The sequence below is a fragment of the Nitrospira sp. genome, from assembly GCA_016715825.1.
In the GTDB taxonomy this organism is placed as follows: domain Bacteria; phylum Nitrospirota; class Nitrospiria; order Nitrospirales; family Nitrospiraceae; genus Nitrospira_D.
The window spans coordinates 18,771-37,399 of the sequence record JADJXO010000009.1; the positions used below are offsets into that span (position 1 = coordinate 18,771).

Sequence of the window (18,629 nt, forward strand, 5' to 3'; positions counted from 1 at the left end):
GTTCAAAATCCGCTTCCGCCGCCGCCGCCGAATCCTCCGCCGGAAGATCCGCCTGACGACCTACCGCCACCGAAGCCGGACCCACCTGAACTCCGTGGCGCAGCGGTCATGACCATGCCGGCTGCCGCAGACATCTGCGAGATATTCCCGACAAAGCGACTCGGCCTGAAGTCTGCGAGGTTCGATCCTTGATACCAGGTGGGTGGCTGGGTGTAAATGCCCTCGAAGGCCCGAACCCAATTCTGTTCGACTCCTAACGCCATCGCAAAAGGCAAAAACCTTTCGAACATTTGGGGTGTCTTGATCACCCGTGCAAAGCGATCCGATTCAACGCGGGTGAGAAATTCCTCAAACCCGAGCACCTGTTCAAGCACGCGCGTGCCTCGTATCGTTCGAGCCGGCATGAACCATCCGAATCCTACAATGATGAGTCCTGACAACAGCCCTGCCGCAAGACCGGTCTGGAGTGCGATGCCATAATGTTCCTGGAGAATTGCAGCTCCGTAGACCGATGCGATGGTCACGGCAATGCTGATGGCCACATAGATGAATCTGACACGGTCTGGGCGAGCCGCATAATATCTCTTCTTTAGGAGTTGGTCCAAGAGGGAGGATTTAATTCCATCCAGATGGATGTAAAAGCGATTCTTAAGATCGGCTAGAGTGACGATGGTTGCATTTCCGTTTGAAAAGATTCCGTTCATGATCGTTCGTTCGTGCGGTTTGAGGTCGACCCATTCGGTGCTGCTCCTTGTGAGATGCAGCACAAACGACGTGCTCGACCAGAGACCGAGGAATTGAGATTCCTGACGCTCCTCTATCCGGAGAAACCCGCGAATAGCGAGGTCTACCAGTGTCGCAGTGATATCGCGCAGATCTGGTGAATTGTCGATGAGCGTCCCGAGCTCGGCAGGCGTCAGCTGTGCCGGTGGTTCATAGGCGACCGTAATGGGGCGCAGATGTGGGTCACGGCCGCGCACGTACCACAGCCGCCACATCAGGCCACAAACAACCATAGGTATGGCCACCGGCCAGTTGGATCGCAGGAATAGGCCGGCCAGTTGTAGTAAAGTGGGTTCGGTGACCGTTCCCTTGTCCCACCCGACAACCGCAGTGAGCCCTTCGCGAAAGCCGAGTGGCCGTGTCATCTGATAGAGAACTTCCGGGCCGGTGATGCGCACCTCGGCCTCCTGTTCTCTTGCCCCATAGGCCCCGTTGAATGCCAAGGCCTTGACGCCGGTCGCCGCTGGAGGAAGAAGAATTCTGGCTCCTGCCGATTCGAGCGGCACGTCCCATTCATCACCCGTGATATTCCAATAGAGTTCGTCGTGTTCCTCGAAGTATTTCAGCCCATTCGACACCCGGTACGTCAGAATCAGCGTCTTCGTGGTGTTCTGTGCACCCGGCAACCAGACCTTGAAGATTCGATAGTGCCGATCACGAGAGGTCTCGTACTTCAGCGGAATGAGGTGTTCGTCTGTTACGCTGATGAGATCCAGCAACAAGGTGTAAGTGAACCCCTGCGGTGTTCGGTATTCGACCGGGATGTCACGCTTCAACCCGTTCCACGATTCCGTAAATCGAGGACGAATAGTTTCGGTGACAATGAGATCTCCGTCGGTGAGGACCTGAATATCGGCGTGAAACTGTTCGATGACCATCGTACGAGCCTGCGCCGGAGCGTGGGCGATCACGAGCAGACAGACCGGAAGCAGGATGGTGCTGAGAAGGGGCAGTGAGAGAGGCGCGAGGTTGAGGGAATGGAGTCTGGTCACAAGATCAATCAACGTGTCTGTTCGAAGCTGACATTCGGCACGGCTCGCTCGGCGACATCCGCGATCTCAAAGAATTCGCGTGTCTTGAAGTTGAAGGAATGCGCAACCATGTTGGAGGGAAATTCCTGGATCTTCGTATTCAGGTCTCGCACTACTGCGTTGTAGTACCGACGGGCATTCTGCGCGGCGTCTTCAATCTGGTCCAGAGAACCCTGTAGTTGCGTGAAGCTTTCCACTGCGCGCAGTTGTGGGTAGGCCTCTGCCAGAGCAAACAAGGACTTCAGCGATTGAGCAAGAATGCTTTCGGCCTCGGCTCTTGTGGAAGGAGTAGTCGCCGACATCGCACGATTGCGGGCTGTAATGACGGCCTCAAGGGTCTGTTTCTCATGACCGGCATAGCCCTTCACTGTTTCAACGAGGTTCGGGATCAGGTCGTGGCGCCGCTTCAACTGAACATCGATGTCTGCCCAGGCGTTTTCGGTCTGGACCGTCAACCGCACGAGACTGTTGTACATGCCGATCGCGAGCAGTATGGATATGGCCAAGGCGGCTAGGATGATCCACGCCATAGGGCGTCTCCTGTTTTACTTGTATTGAAGAGTGCTGAACCTGACGCGACTATATCGCCGGCGCGAGGAGCTGTAAAGTAAAGGGGTGATACCTGCAGGTGGGTAGGGTATCGAGTGCTACTCGACGAGCGGAAGGATGCGATCAGCCACAGCCTGCACGACACCCTCTTGTTCAGTCACCGCTTTCAATCCTTTGAAGCTGAGATAATATCCGCCGTGACTCGGCGCCTGGATCGTCGCACTGACTTCGATGCGTTCGCCATCCTCGATGTCGGGGTCTCGGACCAATGGTCTTCCGCAAATGCCCAATACGGCCACCGGAATCGTCGCCTCGTCTTCTTCTAAGCGAAACAGATACGCGCCGTAACAGTTGTCTCCATTGGGAACGGTGTAGGGGGCGAGTGGCTGCACATCCCGCGCTGTGCCGTGCATGGTGACGTGCCGTAGGTGGTAGACTTGTGGCTCCTCGAGTATTTGCTGGATGGCGATTGGTTCCTCCGCCGACACAAGCCGAGGCGTGACGGTTTCGAACAATGCCACAGGGATAACGGCAAGGAACAGAGTCCATGTCCTCATGTGGATGCATCTTATCATCTTCTTTGCCTCGCCCCGTAGTGACTTTCTCTTCCTAGGCATGGCCGCTATAATCCGCTGTCTTTTTGTTACGGAGGATCATGCTGATGAAAAACGAGCGGCAGCTTCGGACTTTCATTACCGAGTCACGGCCGACATTTGAAGATCTCTTGGGGCAGATGGTGGAGGTGCCGTCGATCAGTATGGACTCATCCCGAAAGAACGATATCCGACGCATGGCGGATTTGGCTGCGCAGTATCTGACGGGGATAGGCGCCCAAGCTCAGGTGGTCGAGACCGGTGGCTATCCCCTCGTCTCCGGTGGCTGGACAACAGGGGCGACCTACCCGACCGTCACTATCTACAATCATCTGGATGTACAGCCTGCACAAGAACCAGAATGGAAGCATCCTCCCTTCGCGTTTAGGAATAACCACGGCATCTATCACGGCCGAGGTGCGACCGACGACAAGGGGCCAGCCCTGACCGCTTTGTTCGGTGCCCGCTATGCTCTTGAACAAGGTGTGCCGATCAATATCCGCTTTTTGTGGGAACTGGAAGAAGAGATTGGGAGCCCTCATTTTCGTACAGGGCTTCGAGACCGCAGCGCCGTTCCACGACCGGACTCAGTGGTCGTCTCCGACACAATCTGGATTTCAAAAGGCAAGCCGGCCGTGCCATCCGGCCTGCGGGGGCTGCTTGGTGCCCGGTTGACGCTCCGAACCGGAGACAAGGATGCTCATTCAGGTGTCACGGGAGGGGCTGCGCGAAACCCACTGGCTGAGTTAATGGAGGTCGCGAATACGTGTCTTGATGCGAGGACCGGTCGAGTAAAAATCCAGGACTTTTATGACGACGTGGTCGAGCCGACCAAGGAAGAGATCACGAGCTTCCTCACCTCCGGTTTCCAGGTCAAGCGTTTCCAGCATGCCTATGGGTTTCGATCTCTTCGCGTGCATAATCCAGTTGACGTCATGCGTCGGATCTGGGCATCGCCAACCTTTGAGATTCATGGCTTAACTGGGGGCTATCAGGGGCAAGGTATCAAGACGGTGGTGCCTGGTCATGCCGAGCTGAAGGTCAGCATGCGGCTGGTTCCGAATCAAACGCCCGAGCGGATATTTGCCAAGTTGAAGAAGCATGTTGCCAAAGTGAATCCAAACGTGAAGGTGGAACGAGAAGGCATGCTCCATCCGTTCAAGGGCAGTTTGACCGGACCCTACGTGGAATGTGTGAAACGGGCTCTCAAGGCAGGATTCGGTAAAAATCCCGCCTTCGTACGGGAGGGAGGATCAATCGGTGCAGTCGTAACGATGCAGGACACGTGGAAGGTTCCGGTTCTCTTCATGGGATTAAGCTTGCCGGAACATGGGTACCATGCTCCTAACGAATACTATGATTGGGGCCAGGCCTCGGGCGGGATGAAAGCCTTTGCTCGGTACTTTGAAGAGCTTGCAAGGATTGGAAAATGATAGAAAAGACAATGGGTTGTGGGTAACATGAACCACGGCCTATCGATAGGCCGTTCTTGAACAGTGCCTCACAAAAATTGGTTAACCGTGTTGTTTATCAGACAACTCTTGGCTTCAGCGTCCTTCCGCTCAAATAACTAATAGATCATAAGCAATTGTAAAATAAAGGGATGGTAATTTTTGAGCAGTTTTAATTGGGCATAGATGTTGCTCGATACAATTATCACAATCATCAGAAATCGAGGTGTAATAAGCCGTTGAAGTTGATTGTGGATAGGCTTTTCAGTATCCTGGCTGTCTGATGAAGGCTGATCCGGTCAATGTGGTAGTTGTTATGGTTACTACTTCCAACCAAGATGAGGCGGCTAAGATTGCCGAGCATGTGGTCCGTGCTCGGCTAGCGGCCTGTGCGTCAACCATTCCCACAGTACGTTCGACCTATTGGTGGGAAGGTAAGATCATGAATGATCAAGAATCGCTCGTGTTGATCAAGACGACTTCTGGACAATACCCTTCGCTTCAGACAGCGATACAAGAGCTTCACTCCTATAAGGTGCCGGAAATAATAGCGATTCCTGTGGTGGAAGGGTTGCCTATGTATCTTGAATGGGTGGACCGGGAGACGTCCTAGCTCATGGGAGTGAAGCAGCAGTATACACACACTTTGTTTTCGGTTGACCACCAGGAACGAAAGTCGGTAATTTGCTGGGCTGAAGAAGGCAAGGCCCAGCAGGATGATAGGGGGCGGTAGCTATGGCTCAGACGACGACGCAAGATGGCGATTCCTACACAATTGTAGTCTTTAGGGGGTCCACCGCGAAGCCTCTTCGTTTCAGTTTTTCGAGGAAGCTCCTGCGGCGTTTGCTGGTTTGTGCTGGAATTCTGGCGCTTATCGATCTCGCTGTTGTCTCGCATTATGTCGTGCGAACGGGAGAAGTTTTGGAGTTGGCCTCCTTCCGTAGCGAGGCGATGAGTGCACGAGAGCAAACTGCAGCGTTCATGACAGCCATTGATGACTTAAAGAAACGTATCGGCGCTATGAATGAGGTCAATCAAAGGCTCCGGGTCATGTTGGGTATAGAAGTTCCAAAGTCCGGTGACATGGTGAATGGTCGAGGCGGCGAGGAAGTACCGATTCTTGAAGAAGCGGGGTCTATGCCCAGTCCTCACGAGAATAATAGCACGAGCATGGGCTCAATCCCTGGCGGTTCAAAGGACGGGGTTGAAGGAACCGACCAACATTCTGCTGTCGGAATTGCACCATCAAAGAGTCATCTCGATGCAGTCGCATCGGTTAAGGACGGACTAGACTGGCTTGAGAGGGCGGCTACTGCGCAAGAACGTCTCCTCAGCGGATTGTCGGAGGCGGCCGAACAGCGCTCGACTCGATGGGCTTCAACACCCTCTATTTGGCCGGTGAAAGGTTGGGTGACATCAGGGTTTGGGCCTCGCATTTCTCCGTTCACCGAAAAACCAGCTTGGCATGATGGGTTGGATATCGGGGCTGCGCCGAATACGCCGGTTCGTGCTCCTGCACAGGGACGGATTACGTCGACCGGTTATGATCCTAAGCTTGGGAATAATGTCCGTGTAGACCATGGGTATGGAGTCGAAACGCTGTATGGGCATCTCGCCAAGGCGGTTGTGAAGGAGGGCCAGAGAGTTGAACGTGGTGATGTCATTGCGCTTGTCGGGAGCTCAGGACTTTCCACGGGTCCCCACCTTCACTATATGGTCAAGGTAAACGGTCAAGCGCTTGACCCAAGGAAATACATTCTGGAGTAATCGTTCATTCGAGCCATAGGCCTGCTCGTAAGGGCAGAACAAGAAGGCTGCGTTCCAACACCACACTGATCCTCACAACATCGTTGTGTTTGATCTTGCTCCAACCAAATTGACCACAAAGATAGTCCCTTGAACGACCTCGAAATCGCGCAGTCCGTTAACCCCATTCCCATCAGTGATATCGGTTTTCAGCTCGGCGTTCGTCCTGAGGAGCTCACCCTCTATGGAAGGGATAAGGCTAAGGTTTCCCTGAAGACGTTGGATCGGCTTAAAGATCAACCAAAAGGACGATACGTCCTGGTCACGGCGATCAACCCCACCCCCTTAGGAGAAGGAAAGACTACGACATCCATCGGCCTCGCGATGGGGCTTTCGCGACTCGGGCATCGGACCGCGCTTACTCTGAGGCAACCCTCCTTAGGCCCCGTATTCGGCATGAAGGGCGGAGGAACGGGCGGCGGGCGTGCCCAAGTCGTTCCGATGGAAGATATCAATCTTCACCTGACGGGTGACGCCCACGCTGTGGCAGCCAGCCACAATCTTCTTTCTGCGTTCCTCGACAACCATGTGTTTCAGGGAAACACGTTGTCGATCGATCCCCATCAAATCCTGTGGCCACGATCGCTGAGTATGAACGATCGGGCCCTTCGGGAGATTGTACTCGGGGAAGCCACTGGCGGTCGCCGAGGTCAGTTCGTCATCACGGAGGCCTCGGAGGTTATGGCTGTGCTGGCGCTGGCGAAGGACCCACTTGATCTCCGGGAGAGGCTTGGCCGCATACTCGTGGGACTTACGAAGTCCGGCAGTCCAGTTACGGCCGAACAACTTAACTGTGTAGGATCAATGGCCGCTCTCCTGAAGGATGCACTCATGCCGAATCTGGTTCAAACGCTCGAAGGTACCCCCGCGTTTGTTCATACCGGACCCTTCGGTAACATCGCCCACGGCAATTGTTCGATTATTTCGGATACGATCGCCCTTCGATGTGCCGATTTCGTCGTAACCGAAGCTGGTTTTGGAAGCGATTTAGGGGCGGAGAAGTTTTTTAATATTAAGTGCCGTACGTCCGGACTCATCCCAACAGTCGCGGTGGTTGTGGCCACGTTACGAGCCTTGAAACTTCATGGCGGCGGAGGGGCTGCCAAAGCCGGAGTTGCACTGCCGTTGAGTTTGACTGGACCGAATCAGGAGGCGTTGGCGAAGGGAATCGCCAATCTTGCGCAGCACATCGCCAATGTTCGGGCTCATGGGGTACCGGTGGTGGTCGCGGTCAACGCCTTCAAGGATGACCCGCAAGACGAATTGGATTGGGTTCGGGAACAGTCGCAGAAGATGGGAGCCGTAGACGCGGCAGTTTCCACCCATTGGGCTGATGGGGGAAAAGGTGCCGAACAGCTGGCCGTCGCGGTGGCCAGGGCCTCGGAAAAAACGGCTCAATTCCAGCACCTGTATGAACTGTCTTGGCCGATCAGGAAGAAGATTCAGACGATTGCCACACAGATGTATGGAGCGGAAACGGTCCGATTTGAACCGGCGGCGGAACGTCAGATTGATATGGCGGAAGACCTAGGATTTGGGGGGCTACCCGTTTGCATGGCTAAGACGCCATTGTCTTTGTCACATGATCCTACGCTCAAAGGGAGGCCGACCGGGTTTACAGTACCGATTCGTGAGCTACGAGTCTTAGCTGGAGCCGGATTTGTCACGGCAGTGTGTTCTGGGATTCAGTTGATGCCAGGATTGCCAAAAAAACCAGCCGGTGAGCGAATCGGCCTTGATCCAAGGACTGGGAAAATCGTGGGACTGTCGTGAAGAAATCAGCGTTGCTTCAAGTATCGAAAGAATTCAGAATCCGGACTCATAACTAGCATCGACTTGTCCTTGAACACGTTTTTGTAGGCTTCCATCGAACGAGTAAACTCGAAAAACCGCTGATCTTGTCGGTAGGCAGTCGCGTAGATCCGAAACGCCTTAGCATCGCCGCCTCCCCGAATTTCCTCTGACTCCTTATAGGCTTGGGCAAGGATAATCTCTCGATCCTTTTCAGCTTCCGATCGAATTTTTTGTGCTTCTTCCGCCCCTTCGGCTCGATACTGCTTGGCCTGCCGTTCTCGCTCAGCTTGCATACGGGCAAAGACGGCCTTTTCATTCTGTTCCGGAAGGTCTGCCCGCTTAATCCGAACATCCTGAATCTCGAGGCCGTAGATCGAAGCCTTCTCATTGGCCCGTTCGGTGACCACGCGCATGATGTCGGCTCTGGTGCTGGAGACGATCTCGATTAAATCATGTCGACCCAGCTCCACGCGAAGCTCTGAGTAGATGATATCGTGGAGGCGCTGAAGGGCGCCGCGTTGGCTTTGAAACGCCTGATACACCTTCAGCGGGTCGGTAATCCGCCATTTTGCAAAGTTATCCAGTAAGAGCGTTTTTTTGTCCTGGGTAATGACGTCTTGCGCGTTGGAATCATAATCCAGCAACCGCTTCTCAAAATACGTCACCTCTTGGATAAACGGGACTTTCATGTACAGCCCGGGCTCGGTGATATTACGGACGGGTTTGCCGAGTTGGACGACGATGGCGTTCTGGATCACATCGACCACGAAGAGCGGTGAGGCGCCCAGCACGAACAAGCCGACGATCACGGCTAGGAGTGTGATGACCAATCCCTGCTTTGTCATGATCTGCTCCCTCTCGGTTTCAACGTCGGGAGAGACTCTGGTCTGGGCTCCTCAGCTTCAGGTTGAGGAGCCGGTTTGATCACGGCCGCCGAGGGTGACTTGGAGAGACGGTCCAACGGGAGGTATGGCAGCAGACGGTCGCCGCCTTTGCCGTCGATGATCACCTTCTCCACATTCGGGAGTATCTCTTCCAGCGTTTCAATGTAAATGCGCTTGCTGATGACATCCTTCCCCTGCTGGTATTCCTTCAAGGTGGCGAGGAAGCGGTTCGTCTCTCCCTGGGCACGGTTGAGCCGAGCCTGAGCAAATCCCCGTGCTCGATTCACCATCTCCGCGGCTTCACCTTTTGCCCTTGGGATGATGTCGTTGCGGTAGCCCTGGGCTTGATTGATGAGCTTTTCCCGGTCCTCTTTGGCGTTGGTCACATCCTTGAAAGCGGCGGCAACCGCGTCCGGGGGGTTGACGTCTTGGAGTTGGATGGCGGCAATCTGCACACCGGATTTGTACTGATCCAAAATGGATTGCAACAGAATCAGGGCGCCCTGTTGAATTTCGGCCTTGCCGGTCGTCAGGACCTCGTCGATCTTATTCTTCCCGACCACTTCGCGCATGGAGGCTTCGGCCGCCTTCCCGATGGTTTCATGGATATCTGCCACATTGAAGAGAAACTCACGGGCTTCTTTGATCTTATATTGGACGATAAACTCAATCCCGAGGATGTTCATGTCTCCGGTGAGCATCAACGCTTCTTGAGGAACCATTTGCTGGCGCCCTTGCTGGCTGGTGCGGAAGCCCACTTCGACTCGATATAATTTGGCAACCTTCGGCTGAAGGACGGTTTCGACGAAGGGGATCTTGAAGTGCGGCCCAGGCTCGACGGCGCGGACCGGTACGCCGAACCGTTTCACCACGCCCTCTTCATCGGGCGCCACGATAAACACGCTTTGCCAAACCAGCAGGATGAGTAGACCGGCAATAATAATATTCCAGCTGCCCCCAGCTGGGAGAAGGCTTTTCAACCCACCGGGTGGAAAGAGATCTTTCAGTTGCGACTGAGCCTGCTTGAGTGCCTCTTCAAGCGGGTCAGACTTCTTACCCCATGGATCTTTTGGGTCCCAGACCATAATAAATGACGTGTGAGTTGTATTGTTATTAATGACTGAAGATGAGGCGACACCTTAGCAGACTGAAGTGCTGGTGACAAGACTAAAAGGTCTGGAGGGCCGTGGAAAGCAGGAAATAGGCTGCGCCGGCCAAACAGGCGGCGGCGGGAATCGTCACAAGCCAGGCCAGCACGATATCTTGTACCGTGGTCCAGCGAAGAGAACCGGTCCCTCGTAGGAGTCCGATGCCGATGATCGCGGAGCTGCTGATATGCGTAGTTGAGACAGGCAAGCCGAACGTACCTGATAGCAGCACCAGTGACGACGTCGTCAGGTTGGCCGATAAACCTTCTGTATGGTTCATCTTCGTCACTCTCTCTGCAAGCACCTCCGTGACGCGCCGCCCTCCCCAGTAGCTGCCGATGCCCATGGCGATCGCCACCCCGGCAAATACGAGGATGTGCCAGGTAGGACTTGGCCATGTTGTCACGGTACTGCCAAGCAAGAGCATCGCGGCGATCTTGGGAGCATCGTTAGTGCCTCGCGCGAGCGAGGCGAGCCCGCTGGATAACCAGTGGAGAGAATCGAGGCCGATGACGGGGCCGGATAGTCCTGCTCGGTCGCATTGCGACGGGACGGCAGCGACCGGCATGCCGCTGCCTCCGGCTTGAAAGAGGGTGCGTGTGCAACCCTGTGGATCGATCGTCACGAGCGCTCGATGGCTTGGCATGATGCAGACACAAAGCCCCTCCCAGCGTTTGGCGATCACGGCTATGAGAGGATGAAACATCATGGAGAGACCGAAGGAAAGAAAGGGGCTCAGTAACAGCGGAAGCACGATTTTCTTGGAGACAGTCGACCAGATCAATCCGTCGATACCGAAGGCCAGCAATCCTCCTCCAACCAGCGAGCCGGTCAATGCATGGGTTGTCGAGACGGGCAGTCCGGCCTTGGACGCAAAGAGAACCCAAAGGATAGCCCCGCATAAAACCGCCGGGGCAAGCACGGAGGGAATCACGAGATCCGGCTCGATGAAGCCGGTACTGAAGGTTTTGACCATGGCGGAGGCGACAAAGGCCGAAGCGGCGGCACCGACCATCGTCCAGAATGTTCCCCAGGCGATCGCAGTCCCATAGTTGGCGATCCCGCTGCCCACCAGCGTCGCGATGGCCTTCGACACATCATTCGTTCCGTTGGCAAAGGCCAGGAGGAGGATCAGGAGATATATGAAGACGGTCAGGTCCATGGGTACCTGGTTACGAGGTGGCTCCACCACAAGACGAACCGGAACCGGCCGTGCAGCCGTAACAATGGTTCCCGGTGACGATCCGGCGATCGTGAAGCTGAGCCTGGTTGAAATCTCGAATGTGGGACGGCGCGCCATGGTCGACCGGAAGGTCGAGCATTTGGTTGAAGTCGCAATCGTACAACCGGCCATCCCAGCCAACCGAGAGAGTCGAGCGACACATCACGCCGCTGGCAGCAGCGGGGTTGAACGCGTTGGTGAGACGCGTCATATACTGGTCATAGTTACCGCTTTGGACGAGGAACTCCAGGAACCGGCTGATCGGCATGTTGGTGATCGTGTAGAGCCGGTTAAACTCAATGCCGTGACGGGCGCGAAGCTCTTTCTTGAACTGCGCTTCAATCGCCTCCTGTCTTGGGGGGAAAAAGGCTCCCACCGGATTGTAGACCAGATTCAAGGTGAGGCCGCTATCGGGGCGTCCATAGCCGAGTCGATTTAGGAGACGGAGCGCTTCTATCGATTTCTCAAAGATGCCGTCCCCGCGCTGGGCATCGGTTTGGCCGGCTCGGTAGGAGGGGAGCGAGGCGATGATTTCCACTCGATAACTTGCCAAGAATTCCGCGAGATCGGCCTGGGAAGGAAGCAGTAACACCGACAAATTACAGCGATCCATGATATGCCGGTCGAATCGCCGGGCTTGTTCGACCAGCCATCGAAAATTCGGATTAAGTTCCGGTGCGCCGCCGGTGATATCCACCGTGGGAATAGCGGTCCGGGCAAGTGCGGCAACGCACAGCTCCGCGGTTTCACGCGACATGATTTCGGTGCGGTCGGGACCCGCATCGACATGGCAATGGCGACAGGTTTGGTTACAGAGCTTGCCGAGATTGATCTGGAAGACCGTGATACCGTTCGCATGCAGGGGAGACAACCCGGCTTCAGCCAGTCGTGCCTCAAAGGGAAGACGGGGACCGCATTCGGTTAACAGCTTAAGCTGTTCGGACGGAGAGGCAAGCGGATTGCGTTGTCCCAGTAAGGTGAATGGCATCGAGATGGTCTCAGCGTCATCCGTTAGTCACGAGCCTTGGCTGTGGCGAGCACCGATTCAGGGAATCGCAGTTCGCAACAACCAAAGTCGAGGGCTTTGCCTTGCCGGCCGGCCAGTGCGCGCTGCATGACCGGGGTGATTCGATAGCACACTTGCTTCCCTTCACGAATCCCTTCCACCACACCGGAGTCCCGAAGAATACGCAGGTGATGGGATGCATGCGGTTGCGGACAGCCTAGTTCGCGTACGAGATCAGTGACACATTTGTCTTTCACCAGCAGTGACTCGAGAATGCGCAATCTTGTCTCATCGGCCAGGGCCTTCAGCACCGTGGCACATTGGCGTGGGCTCAGAACATCCGCTTCCAATGTAGATTTCATCAGCAGCAGGCTCCGTTCGGCGAGCAGGTCACAACTTCTCCACCCACGCGTTCCCCGGCTCGATTGAGAATGGCGAAATGTGGCCGATACCCTTGAGCTTCCAGCACAGCCACCGTCTTGGAACAGATCTCCAGTGGTTCCCCGCGTCGGTAGAGATGATGATCATCGTCGGCAGCTTCCATGAACGGGCCGGCGAGCAAGGCGTAGTGCCCTTGCCACGTACAGGGAGCCTGAGCCGGAAGCACGGCGGTCCAGCGTGGATCATTGTCGTCGAATTGGACCGGGTCGGTGGTCAGCAGGAAGTGTTCAGTGAACGGAGCAGAGCTCAGCAACAGCGCCTCGTCTGGCTTGATCAGTCTTGGAACACCACGCTCGTACACCGTGCCTTGTTCATCCGTCACTCGGCTGAAGGGTCCGCGAAGAGTGGCGTACCAGACCGAAGTGGTCGCCACTGCGGGGGGCAGCTTGTAGCCCGTTAGGGTCACGGAGAAGAAATGGATGCCATCGATCACTTGCCAGGGGGAAAATTTCACCAGATGAATCCCGAGAAACCCGGCTGTCGTCATGCCGGTCATGTAGTCGGTCAGCGTCAAGGCACCGGAGAGACAGTCTCCCCACTTCTGAGTATCGTGGACGAGGTATTGTGGAACGGTCTGATCCGCGACGATATCGGAGATGGTAAACCGTCCACCGGGCTTGGCGACCCGATACATTTCTCGAAATACCTTTCGTTTGTCCGGTGCCAGGTTGATCACGCAATTCGAGATGATCAGGTCGATGGTGTCGTTCTCCACGGGCATCGCATCCGCGAGACCCTTCCGGAACTCCACATTTGATGCAGAATAGCCGAGGTTCGTGGCTACGACCGACGCGTTCTTGCGGGCGATCTCCAACATCGTATCGGTCATGTCGAGGCCGATGACGCGTCCTGATGGGCCGACCAAGCGCGAAGCCTCAAAGCAATCGATCCCACCGCCTGAACCAATGTCTAGCACGGTTTCACCGGCTCGCACGGTCTGAAGCCCGGCCGGTGTACCGCAACCATACGAAATTTTAAGCACTTCTTCGGGAATAAAGGTCTTGAGATGCCCCATGTCGTAACTCGTGGGGCAACACATTTGTTCGCCGGTACTGGCGGCTTTAGCATAACGGTCGCTGACTTTTTGCGTAATTTCGTCCGTGGGCATAGCCGGCCTTCTCCTTCTGAATGACGTATGGAGCTATGTCTATGTATCAATCCTTCGGATCGGCGTCAATCGGGTATTCAGTCGAGTAAGGACCAGGGAGCCGTCACCTCTACAAAAAGCGTGAGGCGCTTCTGGAAGCCGGCTTGCAGTGGCGACTCACCTCGCTAGCCTCGTCCAGAAGAAGAACGGTATGGCATCTAGTCGTGTGAGCGACGAAATTCTTACAGCAAGTCCATCGAAAGAGCAGCGTCTTAGCGTCTTGTGGTCATTATTATGGGAACCGAGAGAGTTCTCTGGAGGGCGAGAATTCCCTGAGAGCTCCGGCCTGCAAGATCCACTGCGAAGGACTCACTCGGTTTCTTACCTCAAGAGCAGGTCAAGGCCCACCCCTGATTCTCCTGAGCTGCGTAAACAAGGAGCTGAAGGCGCTACGGAGCCTAACCCACGCCTGGCGCTTCACCGGATGGGGGGTGAGTTGAATGACGCTCCCGTTCTTAAGGGATTCGATCAAGGAAAGGTCAAAAAACTGTTTGCGGAGGTTTGACTGCAGCTCCGCAAATGAGTTTCCTTCAGCCCAGAAGTCAGGGTAGTTGCGTAGACAACCAAGCCATCGCTCCTCATCCTCCAAGAAGTGGTAGTCGACCTCTTGCATGGGAAACTCATCCGAACGGACAACCGTGAGGTCGTCATGCTCGTCTCTCTGGCGTTGTAAAGTCATACTAGATTCGAACACATGACTATCGTTCGGTCAAGGAATGGCAGGAAGCAAGCCCTATGGCTGACTCTAGACGGCTCTCAATACCGAGCGTGTGAAGAAACTAAGGGTTGGAGTGAGCGGAGTACTCAGCGATTGCTGATCATCGCGAAGATGAGCTGTTCGACCCGTGCCCGACGTTGGATGAAGGCGCGGGGCATAGGACGGGACGTGGGGCGGGACATCGTAGGGGTATGACTGTGGGATTGGTTCTCTTCTTCAGTCTGATACTGCTCTTGCTCCTGTTCTTGGCTGGATAGTTCCTGGTGTAGCTGCCAGAGTTTCACCTGAAGCTCTTCAAACGACTCCCCTTGGACTTCATACTCGGGATAGCCTTCCAGGTAGCCACGCCAGCCGTTGTCGTCTTGCCAGAGGATGTATTTGGAGGAGCGCATCAGAGAAAGTATAGCCGGAGTTTTCATATGCGCAAGTGAAGAGAGGAAACAACAACCATCAAAAGGTAACCGGAAAAATATTAAGAAAGCCAATGGGTTAAACTTGCGCAGTTCCTCCTCATTTTCCTTCATTTCGATAGATCTCAATCGCAGTGCAGCCCGTCTTCACGGAAGATAGTCATTACAATGGCTCACAAGTTGGCTATTTTCGGAATCAGTGGGCGAACTGGGTGTGAACTGGCCGAAATCGCGGGCATGAAAGGCTGGGAGGTGTGTAGATTTGTGCGCCCGACGAGTACGGGTGAAGGCGCCATCGTTCATGGCCGGATCGTGCGGGGCAACTTTGAAGACTTCGATCGGGTCGTTGAGACAGTTGCCGACAGCGTGGCCGTTTATTGCCTAATTGGGCCACGGCCTCCTTATACCGATGTATTCGGTGCGAAGGCGACGACCGCGATTATTGCGACGATGAAGCAAACAGGGTGCAATCGGTTAGTCTGCCAAACAGGTGCGATGATCGGACCTGCGCCAAACCGATCGCACCCGATGGAGTGGATGGCTCGGAGATTTGCGAGATGGCACCCTCAGGCCATTCGAGATCGGGAAGAACAGGAACAATTTGTCGGGACGAGTGGGTTGGACTGGACGATCGTGAAGCCGCCACGATTGACTGATTCGGTACCGCGAGGGCAACCCCAGGCCAGTGCCTCTCTTCGGATCGGCCTCCTATCTAAGATCAGCCGCGCCGATCTTGCGGCGTTCATTCTCAGGGAGATACACATCGGACATTTTTATGCGACAACGAATCTTTGTGAAGGGCGAACGCCTCACATGATTCCCAAGCACAAGGGCATGTCGTTGCGCTCCCGCAACGACGTTCCGATGAGCGGGCTGTCAATTTGTCGCGAAAGAGTCGACAGGAACGACTTTCGTCGCTACATTTCGAAAGAGGCGTGCTGAACTTTCCAATGGGATACTTCAATCGACCGAAGGGAGGAGGCGAATGATGATGCCAACCCAGACACCGACGGATGAACAGTTAAAGGATCAAGCGATCAGACAAGCGCTTTCAGGCGATGCGATCGGCGCTCGAGAAACCATCAGCGGAGTGGTCGACAGGCGATATCTCCGGGATGCCTGGCAAATGATGCTCTTCATCGAATCCGAACGAGGGAATGTCCAGGCTGTGAAAGATACGATTGTCTCGTGCCCGGATCGTTCATTGTTGGCAAGTCACTTCTATCTGGAGCTTCCACAAGTGTTCGTCAAGGCCGGCGATCGGTCTGGGGCCATCGAGATCGCCAAGGCAATGGGCGAGGCCGGCACCTTACCGCTCATCGGTGTTGCCGCCCATCTTGCGCAGGACGGGGATGTCGCAGGAGTGCGGGAAGCACTTTCCAATCTTGAGGATGAAGACTTGCGAACCATGATTCTGCGCAAGGTGAGTAGCCTCCAGCCGAAGGCTGAGCAAATCAACACCCGAAATCTGCGTGCAGATCAGGCCGCTCGTTCAGGATCCCTGGCGGCGTGATCACTTCTAGAACGAGTCGTCGCAGTTCCAACCGCTGCTGATTTCCGGTCACTCGCGAGGGCGCTCGATGCTGGTCAACGGATGTCCGTCGCCGTGCATGGATCGAGTGCTGCTCGCGCGTCCCGGGTGGCTCGACTTGCTCGTGGCCGCTCGTCTATACTTCGAGCGCGTCGATGTGTGTACCATTCCATCCTTTTAGTTCAGCTTCCCCGTGGAACCTCTGACTCGACAGCTTAAGGAACAGTTCGGCTTTGCGACGTTTCGTCCGGGCCAGGAGGAGGTCATCCGCGTCGTGTTGGCCGGGCGCGATGCCTTGGCCGTCATGCCGACGGGACAGGGAAAATCCTTGTGCTACCAACTCCCGGCGACTCTCTTGCCAGGGCTGACCCTGGTGATTTCCCCGCTCATCGCGCTGATGCAAGATCAAGTGACGGCCATGCGGCAGCGGAAGATTGCAGTGGCGGCCTTTCACTCCGGCCTCACGGCCTTAGAGAAGAACCGTGTATTGCAGGACCTCCATCACCGACGAGTCCAGTTGCTGTATCTGGCACCGGAACGAATGCAGCATGAAGGGTTTCTCCAACTGTTGCGCTCACTCTGGGTTTCGCTGCTGGTCGTGGACGAAGCGCACTGTATTTCGCAGTGGGGGCATGATTTCAGACCAGACTTTCTCAAGATCGGTCGCCTTCGCCGAGAACTCACCGGCCCGCCCTGTCTAGCCTTGACGGCCACGGCTACCGCTCGTGTGCAACGCGATATCTGCCAACGGCTTTCGCTTCGCGAACCGTTCCAACTAGTTGCCGGATTTCGTCGAGAGAACCTCGCTTTTTCTGTTCATCTTTGCCAGCTTCGCCAAGATAAGCTGGCCATGCTGGGGCGTCTGGTGTGCGAGGTGGAAAAGGGTACGATCCTTGTCTATTGCGCGACTCGTCGAGCCGTGGAGGAGGTGGCTGCCTGGTTGGAACAATCTCACACGGCCGTTGACTATTACCATGCCGGTCTCTCGGATGAGGAACGTCGACTTGTGCACGACAGTTTTCGGCGGGGTGCTCTGAGAATTCTAGTTGCCACGAATGCATTCGGTATGGGCATCGACAAGCCAGATGTCCGCCTAGTCGTCCATTTCGACGTACCGGGAAGTCTCGAGGCTTACTACCAGGAAGCCGGCCGCGCCGGCCGCGATGGGCGGCGGGCCGCCTGTGTCCTCCTGTTCCATGAGCGTGATGTGGCCACGCAGGACTACTTCATCGAGCAGGCTTCAAAAGATTCCGAGGGCGTTGATCGCGCTGGACGAATGAGGACGCTCTTACAGGAAATGTTGGGGTATGTCTCGACGTCGAGGTGTCGTCAGCTCGCCATCCTTGAATACTTCAGCGACGAAGCCGAGCAGGCCTTGGGTCCATGTGGCCTGTGCGATCGCTGTATTGCGCCTGTTCGGCAGGTGGATCGGACGGCCTCTCTGGAGACAACCGGCTCCGCACGGGAGATTTTGGAAACGGTCTCTTGGTGTGGAGGAAGGTTCGGCCTGAATCGAATCGTCGACATCCTTCGTGGCAGTCGCTCGAAAGCGCTACTGGCTTGTGGGGCCGACACCTGTCCGACCTATGGAATCTGTCGTGCGCAGACGAAGCCGTCGGTTACCGCCCGAGTGAAAAGCCTCATCAACTCAGGGCATCTTCAGGTTGAAGGCATGGAATATCCCACGCTCGATGTGACACATAAGGGACGGGAGGTTCTGCAAGGGATCAGCGAGACGGCATTGGAACAGGTCGAAGACCAACAGCTGGCTGGATCGGTACAAAGGCCTCGACGTGCACCTGTCGCTGCCGCTGAGGTTTTGTGGCCGGATCGACAGCTGGTTGAACGGCTCAGACAGCTCCGCTCAGAACTGGCCGAGGAAGAGGGTGTCGCACCCTTCCTTATTTTCCATGACAAGACGTTGAAGGCGATTGCCGGTTTCAAACCAGAGACGACCGCGGCGCTGCTCGAGATTCCAGGCATCGGCGAGATGAAAGCTGAACGGTATGGTCGGCGAGTGTTGGCTGTGGTCAATGGGGAGCGGTAGGCTGGTAAAAGGATGGACCAGTGTAGACCTGTGCTCGCTTGAGCAGGTAGGGAGGCAGGGGGAGAATC

The 18,629-nt window shown here is 55.5% G+C and carries 18 protein-coding genes; 7 read left to right on the forward strand and 11 right to left on the reverse strand.

Going from position 1 to position 18,629, the window contains the following annotated elements; genetic code table 11:
• Window positions 1-2: 2 nt before the first annotated feature.
• The 3 genes from IPM58_15055 to IPM58_15065 all read right to left on the reverse strand — a co-directional run bounded on the left by IPM58_15055 (window position 3) and on the right by IPM58_15065 (window position 2,920).
• Entirely contained in the window at window positions 3-1,775 is a 1,773-nt protein-coding gene (locus tag IPM58_15055; protein MBK9308360.1) for a DUF2207 domain-containing protein, read from the reverse strand.
• Window positions 1,776-1,783: 8 nt separating this feature from the next.
• Window positions 1,784-2,344: a LemA family protein gene (locus IPM58_15060; GenBank protein ID MBK9308361.1), complete on the reverse strand. Its 561-nt coding sequence runs from the start codon at window positions 2,342-2,344 to the stop codon at window positions 1,784-1,786.
• A 117-nt stretch (window positions 2,345-2,461) separates the two neighbouring features.
• A complete protein-coding gene (locus tag IPM58_15065) occupies window positions 2,462-2,920 on the reverse strand; it encodes a hypothetical protein (GenBank protein MBK9308362.1) in 459 nt (152 codons plus the stop codon).
• 101 nt (window positions 2,921-3,021) lie between these two features.
• Between IPM58_15065 and IPM58_15070 the strand changes: the two genes are divergently transcribed.
• The 4 genes from IPM58_15070 (at window position 3,022) to IPM58_15085 (ending at window position 7,986) form a co-directional block, all read left to right on the forward strand.
• On the forward strand, window positions 3,022-4,389 hold the full coding sequence (locus tag IPM58_15070) for a M20/M25/M40 family metallo-hydrolase (protein ID MBK9308363.1): 1,368 nt from the start codon (window positions 3,022-3,024) through the stop codon (window positions 4,387-4,389).
• Between the two features lie 301 nt (window positions 4,390-4,690).
• Window positions 4,691-5,020 (forward strand): divalent-cation tolerance protein CutA, encoded by a 330-nt coding sequence (locus tag IPM58_15075; protein ID MBK9308364.1) that lies wholly within the window; start codon window positions 4,691-4,693, stop codon window positions 5,018-5,020.
• Window positions 5,021-5,142: 122 nt separating this feature from the next.
• Window positions 5,143-6,174, forward strand: coding sequence for a M23 family metallopeptidase (locus IPM58_15080; GenBank protein ID MBK9308365.1), 1,032 nt, complete (start codon window positions 5,143-5,145; stop codon window positions 6,172-6,174).
• 129 nt (window positions 6,175-6,303) lie between these two features.
• Complete coding sequence (locus IPM58_15085; protein MBK9308366.1) at window positions 6,304-7,986, forward strand: formate--tetrahydrofolate ligase; 1,683 nt, start codon at window positions 6,304-6,306, stop codon at window positions 7,984-7,986.
• A 5-nt stretch (window positions 7,987-7,991) separates the two neighbouring features.
• Here IPM58_15085 and IPM58_15090 read toward each other — a convergent pair whose 3' ends face one another.
• The 8 genes from IPM58_15090 to IPM58_15125 form a co-directional block, all read right to left on the reverse strand.
• A complete protein-coding gene (locus IPM58_15090) occupies window positions 7,992-8,852 on the reverse strand; it encodes a protease modulator HflC (GenBank protein ID MBK9308367.1) in 861 nt (286 codons plus the stop codon).
• A complete protein-coding gene (hflK, locus tag IPM58_15095) occupies window positions 8,849-9,976 on the reverse strand; it encodes an FtsH protease activity modulator HflK (GenBank protein MBK9308368.1) in 1,128 nt (375 codons plus the stop codon). Before hflK ends, IPM58_15090 begins: the two co-directional genes overlap by 4 nt.
• Before the next feature lie 82 nt (window positions 9,977-10,058).
• Window positions 10,059-11,201, reverse strand: coding sequence for an inorganic phosphate transporter (locus tag IPM58_15100; GenBank protein MBK9308369.1), 1,143 nt, complete (start codon window positions 11,199-11,201; stop codon window positions 10,059-10,061).
• Window positions 11,202-11,211: 10 nt separating this feature from the next.
• The gene (gene arsS / locus IPM58_15105) at window positions 11,212-12,249 is read right to left on the reverse strand and encodes an arsenosugar biosynthesis radical SAM protein ArsS (GenBank protein ID MBK9308370.1); all 1,038 of its coding nucleotides are present in this window, start codon (window positions 12,247-12,249) and stop codon (window positions 11,212-11,214) included.
• A 23-nt stretch (window positions 12,250-12,272) separates the two neighbouring features.
• Window positions 12,273-12,629, reverse strand: coding sequence for a winged helix-turn-helix transcriptional regulator (locus IPM58_15110; GenBank protein ID MBK9308371.1), 357 nt, complete (start codon window positions 12,627-12,629; stop codon window positions 12,273-12,275).
• A complete protein-coding gene (locus IPM58_15115; protein MBK9308372.1) occupies window positions 12,629-13,816 on the reverse strand; it encodes a methyltransferase domain-containing protein in 1,188 nt (395 codons plus the stop codon). Before IPM58_15115 ends, IPM58_15110 begins: the two co-directional genes overlap by 1 nt.
• A gap of 376 nt (window positions 13,817-14,192) precedes the next feature.
• Entirely contained in the window at window positions 14,193-14,534 is a 342-nt protein-coding gene (locus IPM58_15120) for a hypothetical protein (GenBank protein ID MBK9308373.1), read from the reverse strand.
• Window positions 14,535-14,659: 125 nt separating this feature from the next.
• A complete protein-coding gene (locus tag IPM58_15125) occupies window positions 14,660-15,097 on the reverse strand; it encodes a hypothetical protein (protein ID MBK9308374.1) in 438 nt (145 codons plus the stop codon).
• Between the two features lie 54 nt (window positions 15,098-15,151).
• Here IPM58_15125 and IPM58_15130 point away from each other — a divergent pair, with 54 nt between their 5' ends.
• The 3 genes from IPM58_15130 to IPM58_15140 all read left to right on the forward strand — a co-directional run bounded on the left by IPM58_15130 (window position 15,152) and on the right by IPM58_15140 (window position 18,561).
• Entirely contained in the window at window positions 15,152-15,925 is a 774-nt protein-coding gene (locus IPM58_15130; protein ID MBK9308375.1) for an NAD(P)H-binding protein, read from the forward strand.
• 43 nt (window positions 15,926-15,968) lie between these two features.
• Window positions 15,969-16,496 (forward strand): hypothetical protein, encoded by a 528-nt coding sequence (locus tag IPM58_15135; protein MBK9308376.1) that lies wholly within the window; start codon window positions 15,969-15,971, stop codon window positions 16,494-16,496.
• A gap of 211 nt (window positions 16,497-16,707) precedes the next feature.
• Complete coding sequence (locus tag IPM58_15140; protein ID MBK9308377.1) at window positions 16,708-18,561, forward strand: ATP-dependent DNA helicase RecQ; 1,854 nt, start codon at window positions 16,708-16,710, stop codon at window positions 18,559-18,561.
• Window positions 18,562-18,629 lie beyond the last annotated feature (68 nt).

What these genes read in the sequence shown, in the direction of transcription:
- IPM58_15060 (MBK9308361.1), bottom strand. Translation starts at nt 2,344, where the DNA reads ATGGCGTGGATCATCCTAGCCGCCTTGGCCATATCCATACTGCTCGCG.
- IPM58_15065 (MBK9308362.1), bottom strand. Translation starts at nt 2,920, where the DNA reads ATGAGGACATGGACTCTGTTCCTTGCCGTTATCCCTGTGGCATTGTTC.
- IPM58_15075 (MBK9308364.1), top strand. Translation starts at nt 4,691, where the DNA reads ATGAAGGCTGATCCGGTCAATGTGGTAGTTGTTATGGTTACTACTTCC.
- IPM58_15080 (MBK9308365.1), top strand. Translation starts at nt 5,143, where the DNA reads ATGGCTCAGACGACGACGCAAGATGGCGATTCCTACACAATTGTAGTC.
- IPM58_15090 (MBK9308367.1), bottom strand. Translation starts at nt 8,852, where the DNA reads ATGACAAAGCAGGGATTGGTCATCACACTCCTAGCCGTGATCGTCGGC.
- hflK (MBK9308368.1), bottom strand. Translation starts at nt 9,976, where the DNA reads ATGGTCTGGGACCCAAAAGATCCATGGGGTAAGAAGTCTGACCCGCTT.
- IPM58_15100 (MBK9308369.1), bottom strand. Translation starts at nt 11,201, where the DNA reads ATGGACCTGACCGTCTTCATATATCTCCTGATCCTCCTCCTGGCCTTT.
- arsS (MBK9308370.1), bottom strand. Translation starts at nt 12,249, where the DNA reads ATGCCATTCACCTTACTGGGACAACGCAATCCGCTTGCCTCTCCGTCC.
- IPM58_15110 (MBK9308371.1), bottom strand. Translation starts at nt 12,629, where the DNA reads ATGAAATCTACATTGGAAGCGGATGTTCTGAGCCCACGCCAATGTGCC.
- IPM58_15115 (MBK9308372.1), bottom strand. Translation starts at nt 13,816, where the DNA reads ATGCCCACGGACGAAATTACGCAAAAAGTCAGCGACCGTTATGCTAAA.
- IPM58_15120 (MBK9308373.1), bottom strand. Translation starts at nt 14,534, where the DNA reads ATGACTTTACAACGCCAGAGAGACGAGCATGACGACCTCACGGTTGTC.
- IPM58_15125 (MBK9308374.1), bottom strand. Translation starts at nt 15,097, where the DNA reads ATGAAGGAAAATGAGGAGGAACTGCGCAAGTTTAACCCATTGGCTTTC.
- IPM58_15130 (MBK9308375.1), top strand. Translation starts at nt 15,152, where the DNA reads ATGGCTCACAAGTTGGCTATTTTCGGAATCAGTGGGCGAACTGGGTGT.
- IPM58_15135 (MBK9308376.1), top strand. Translation starts at nt 15,969, where the DNA reads ATGATGATGCCAACCCAGACACCGACGGATGAACAGTTAAAGGATCAA.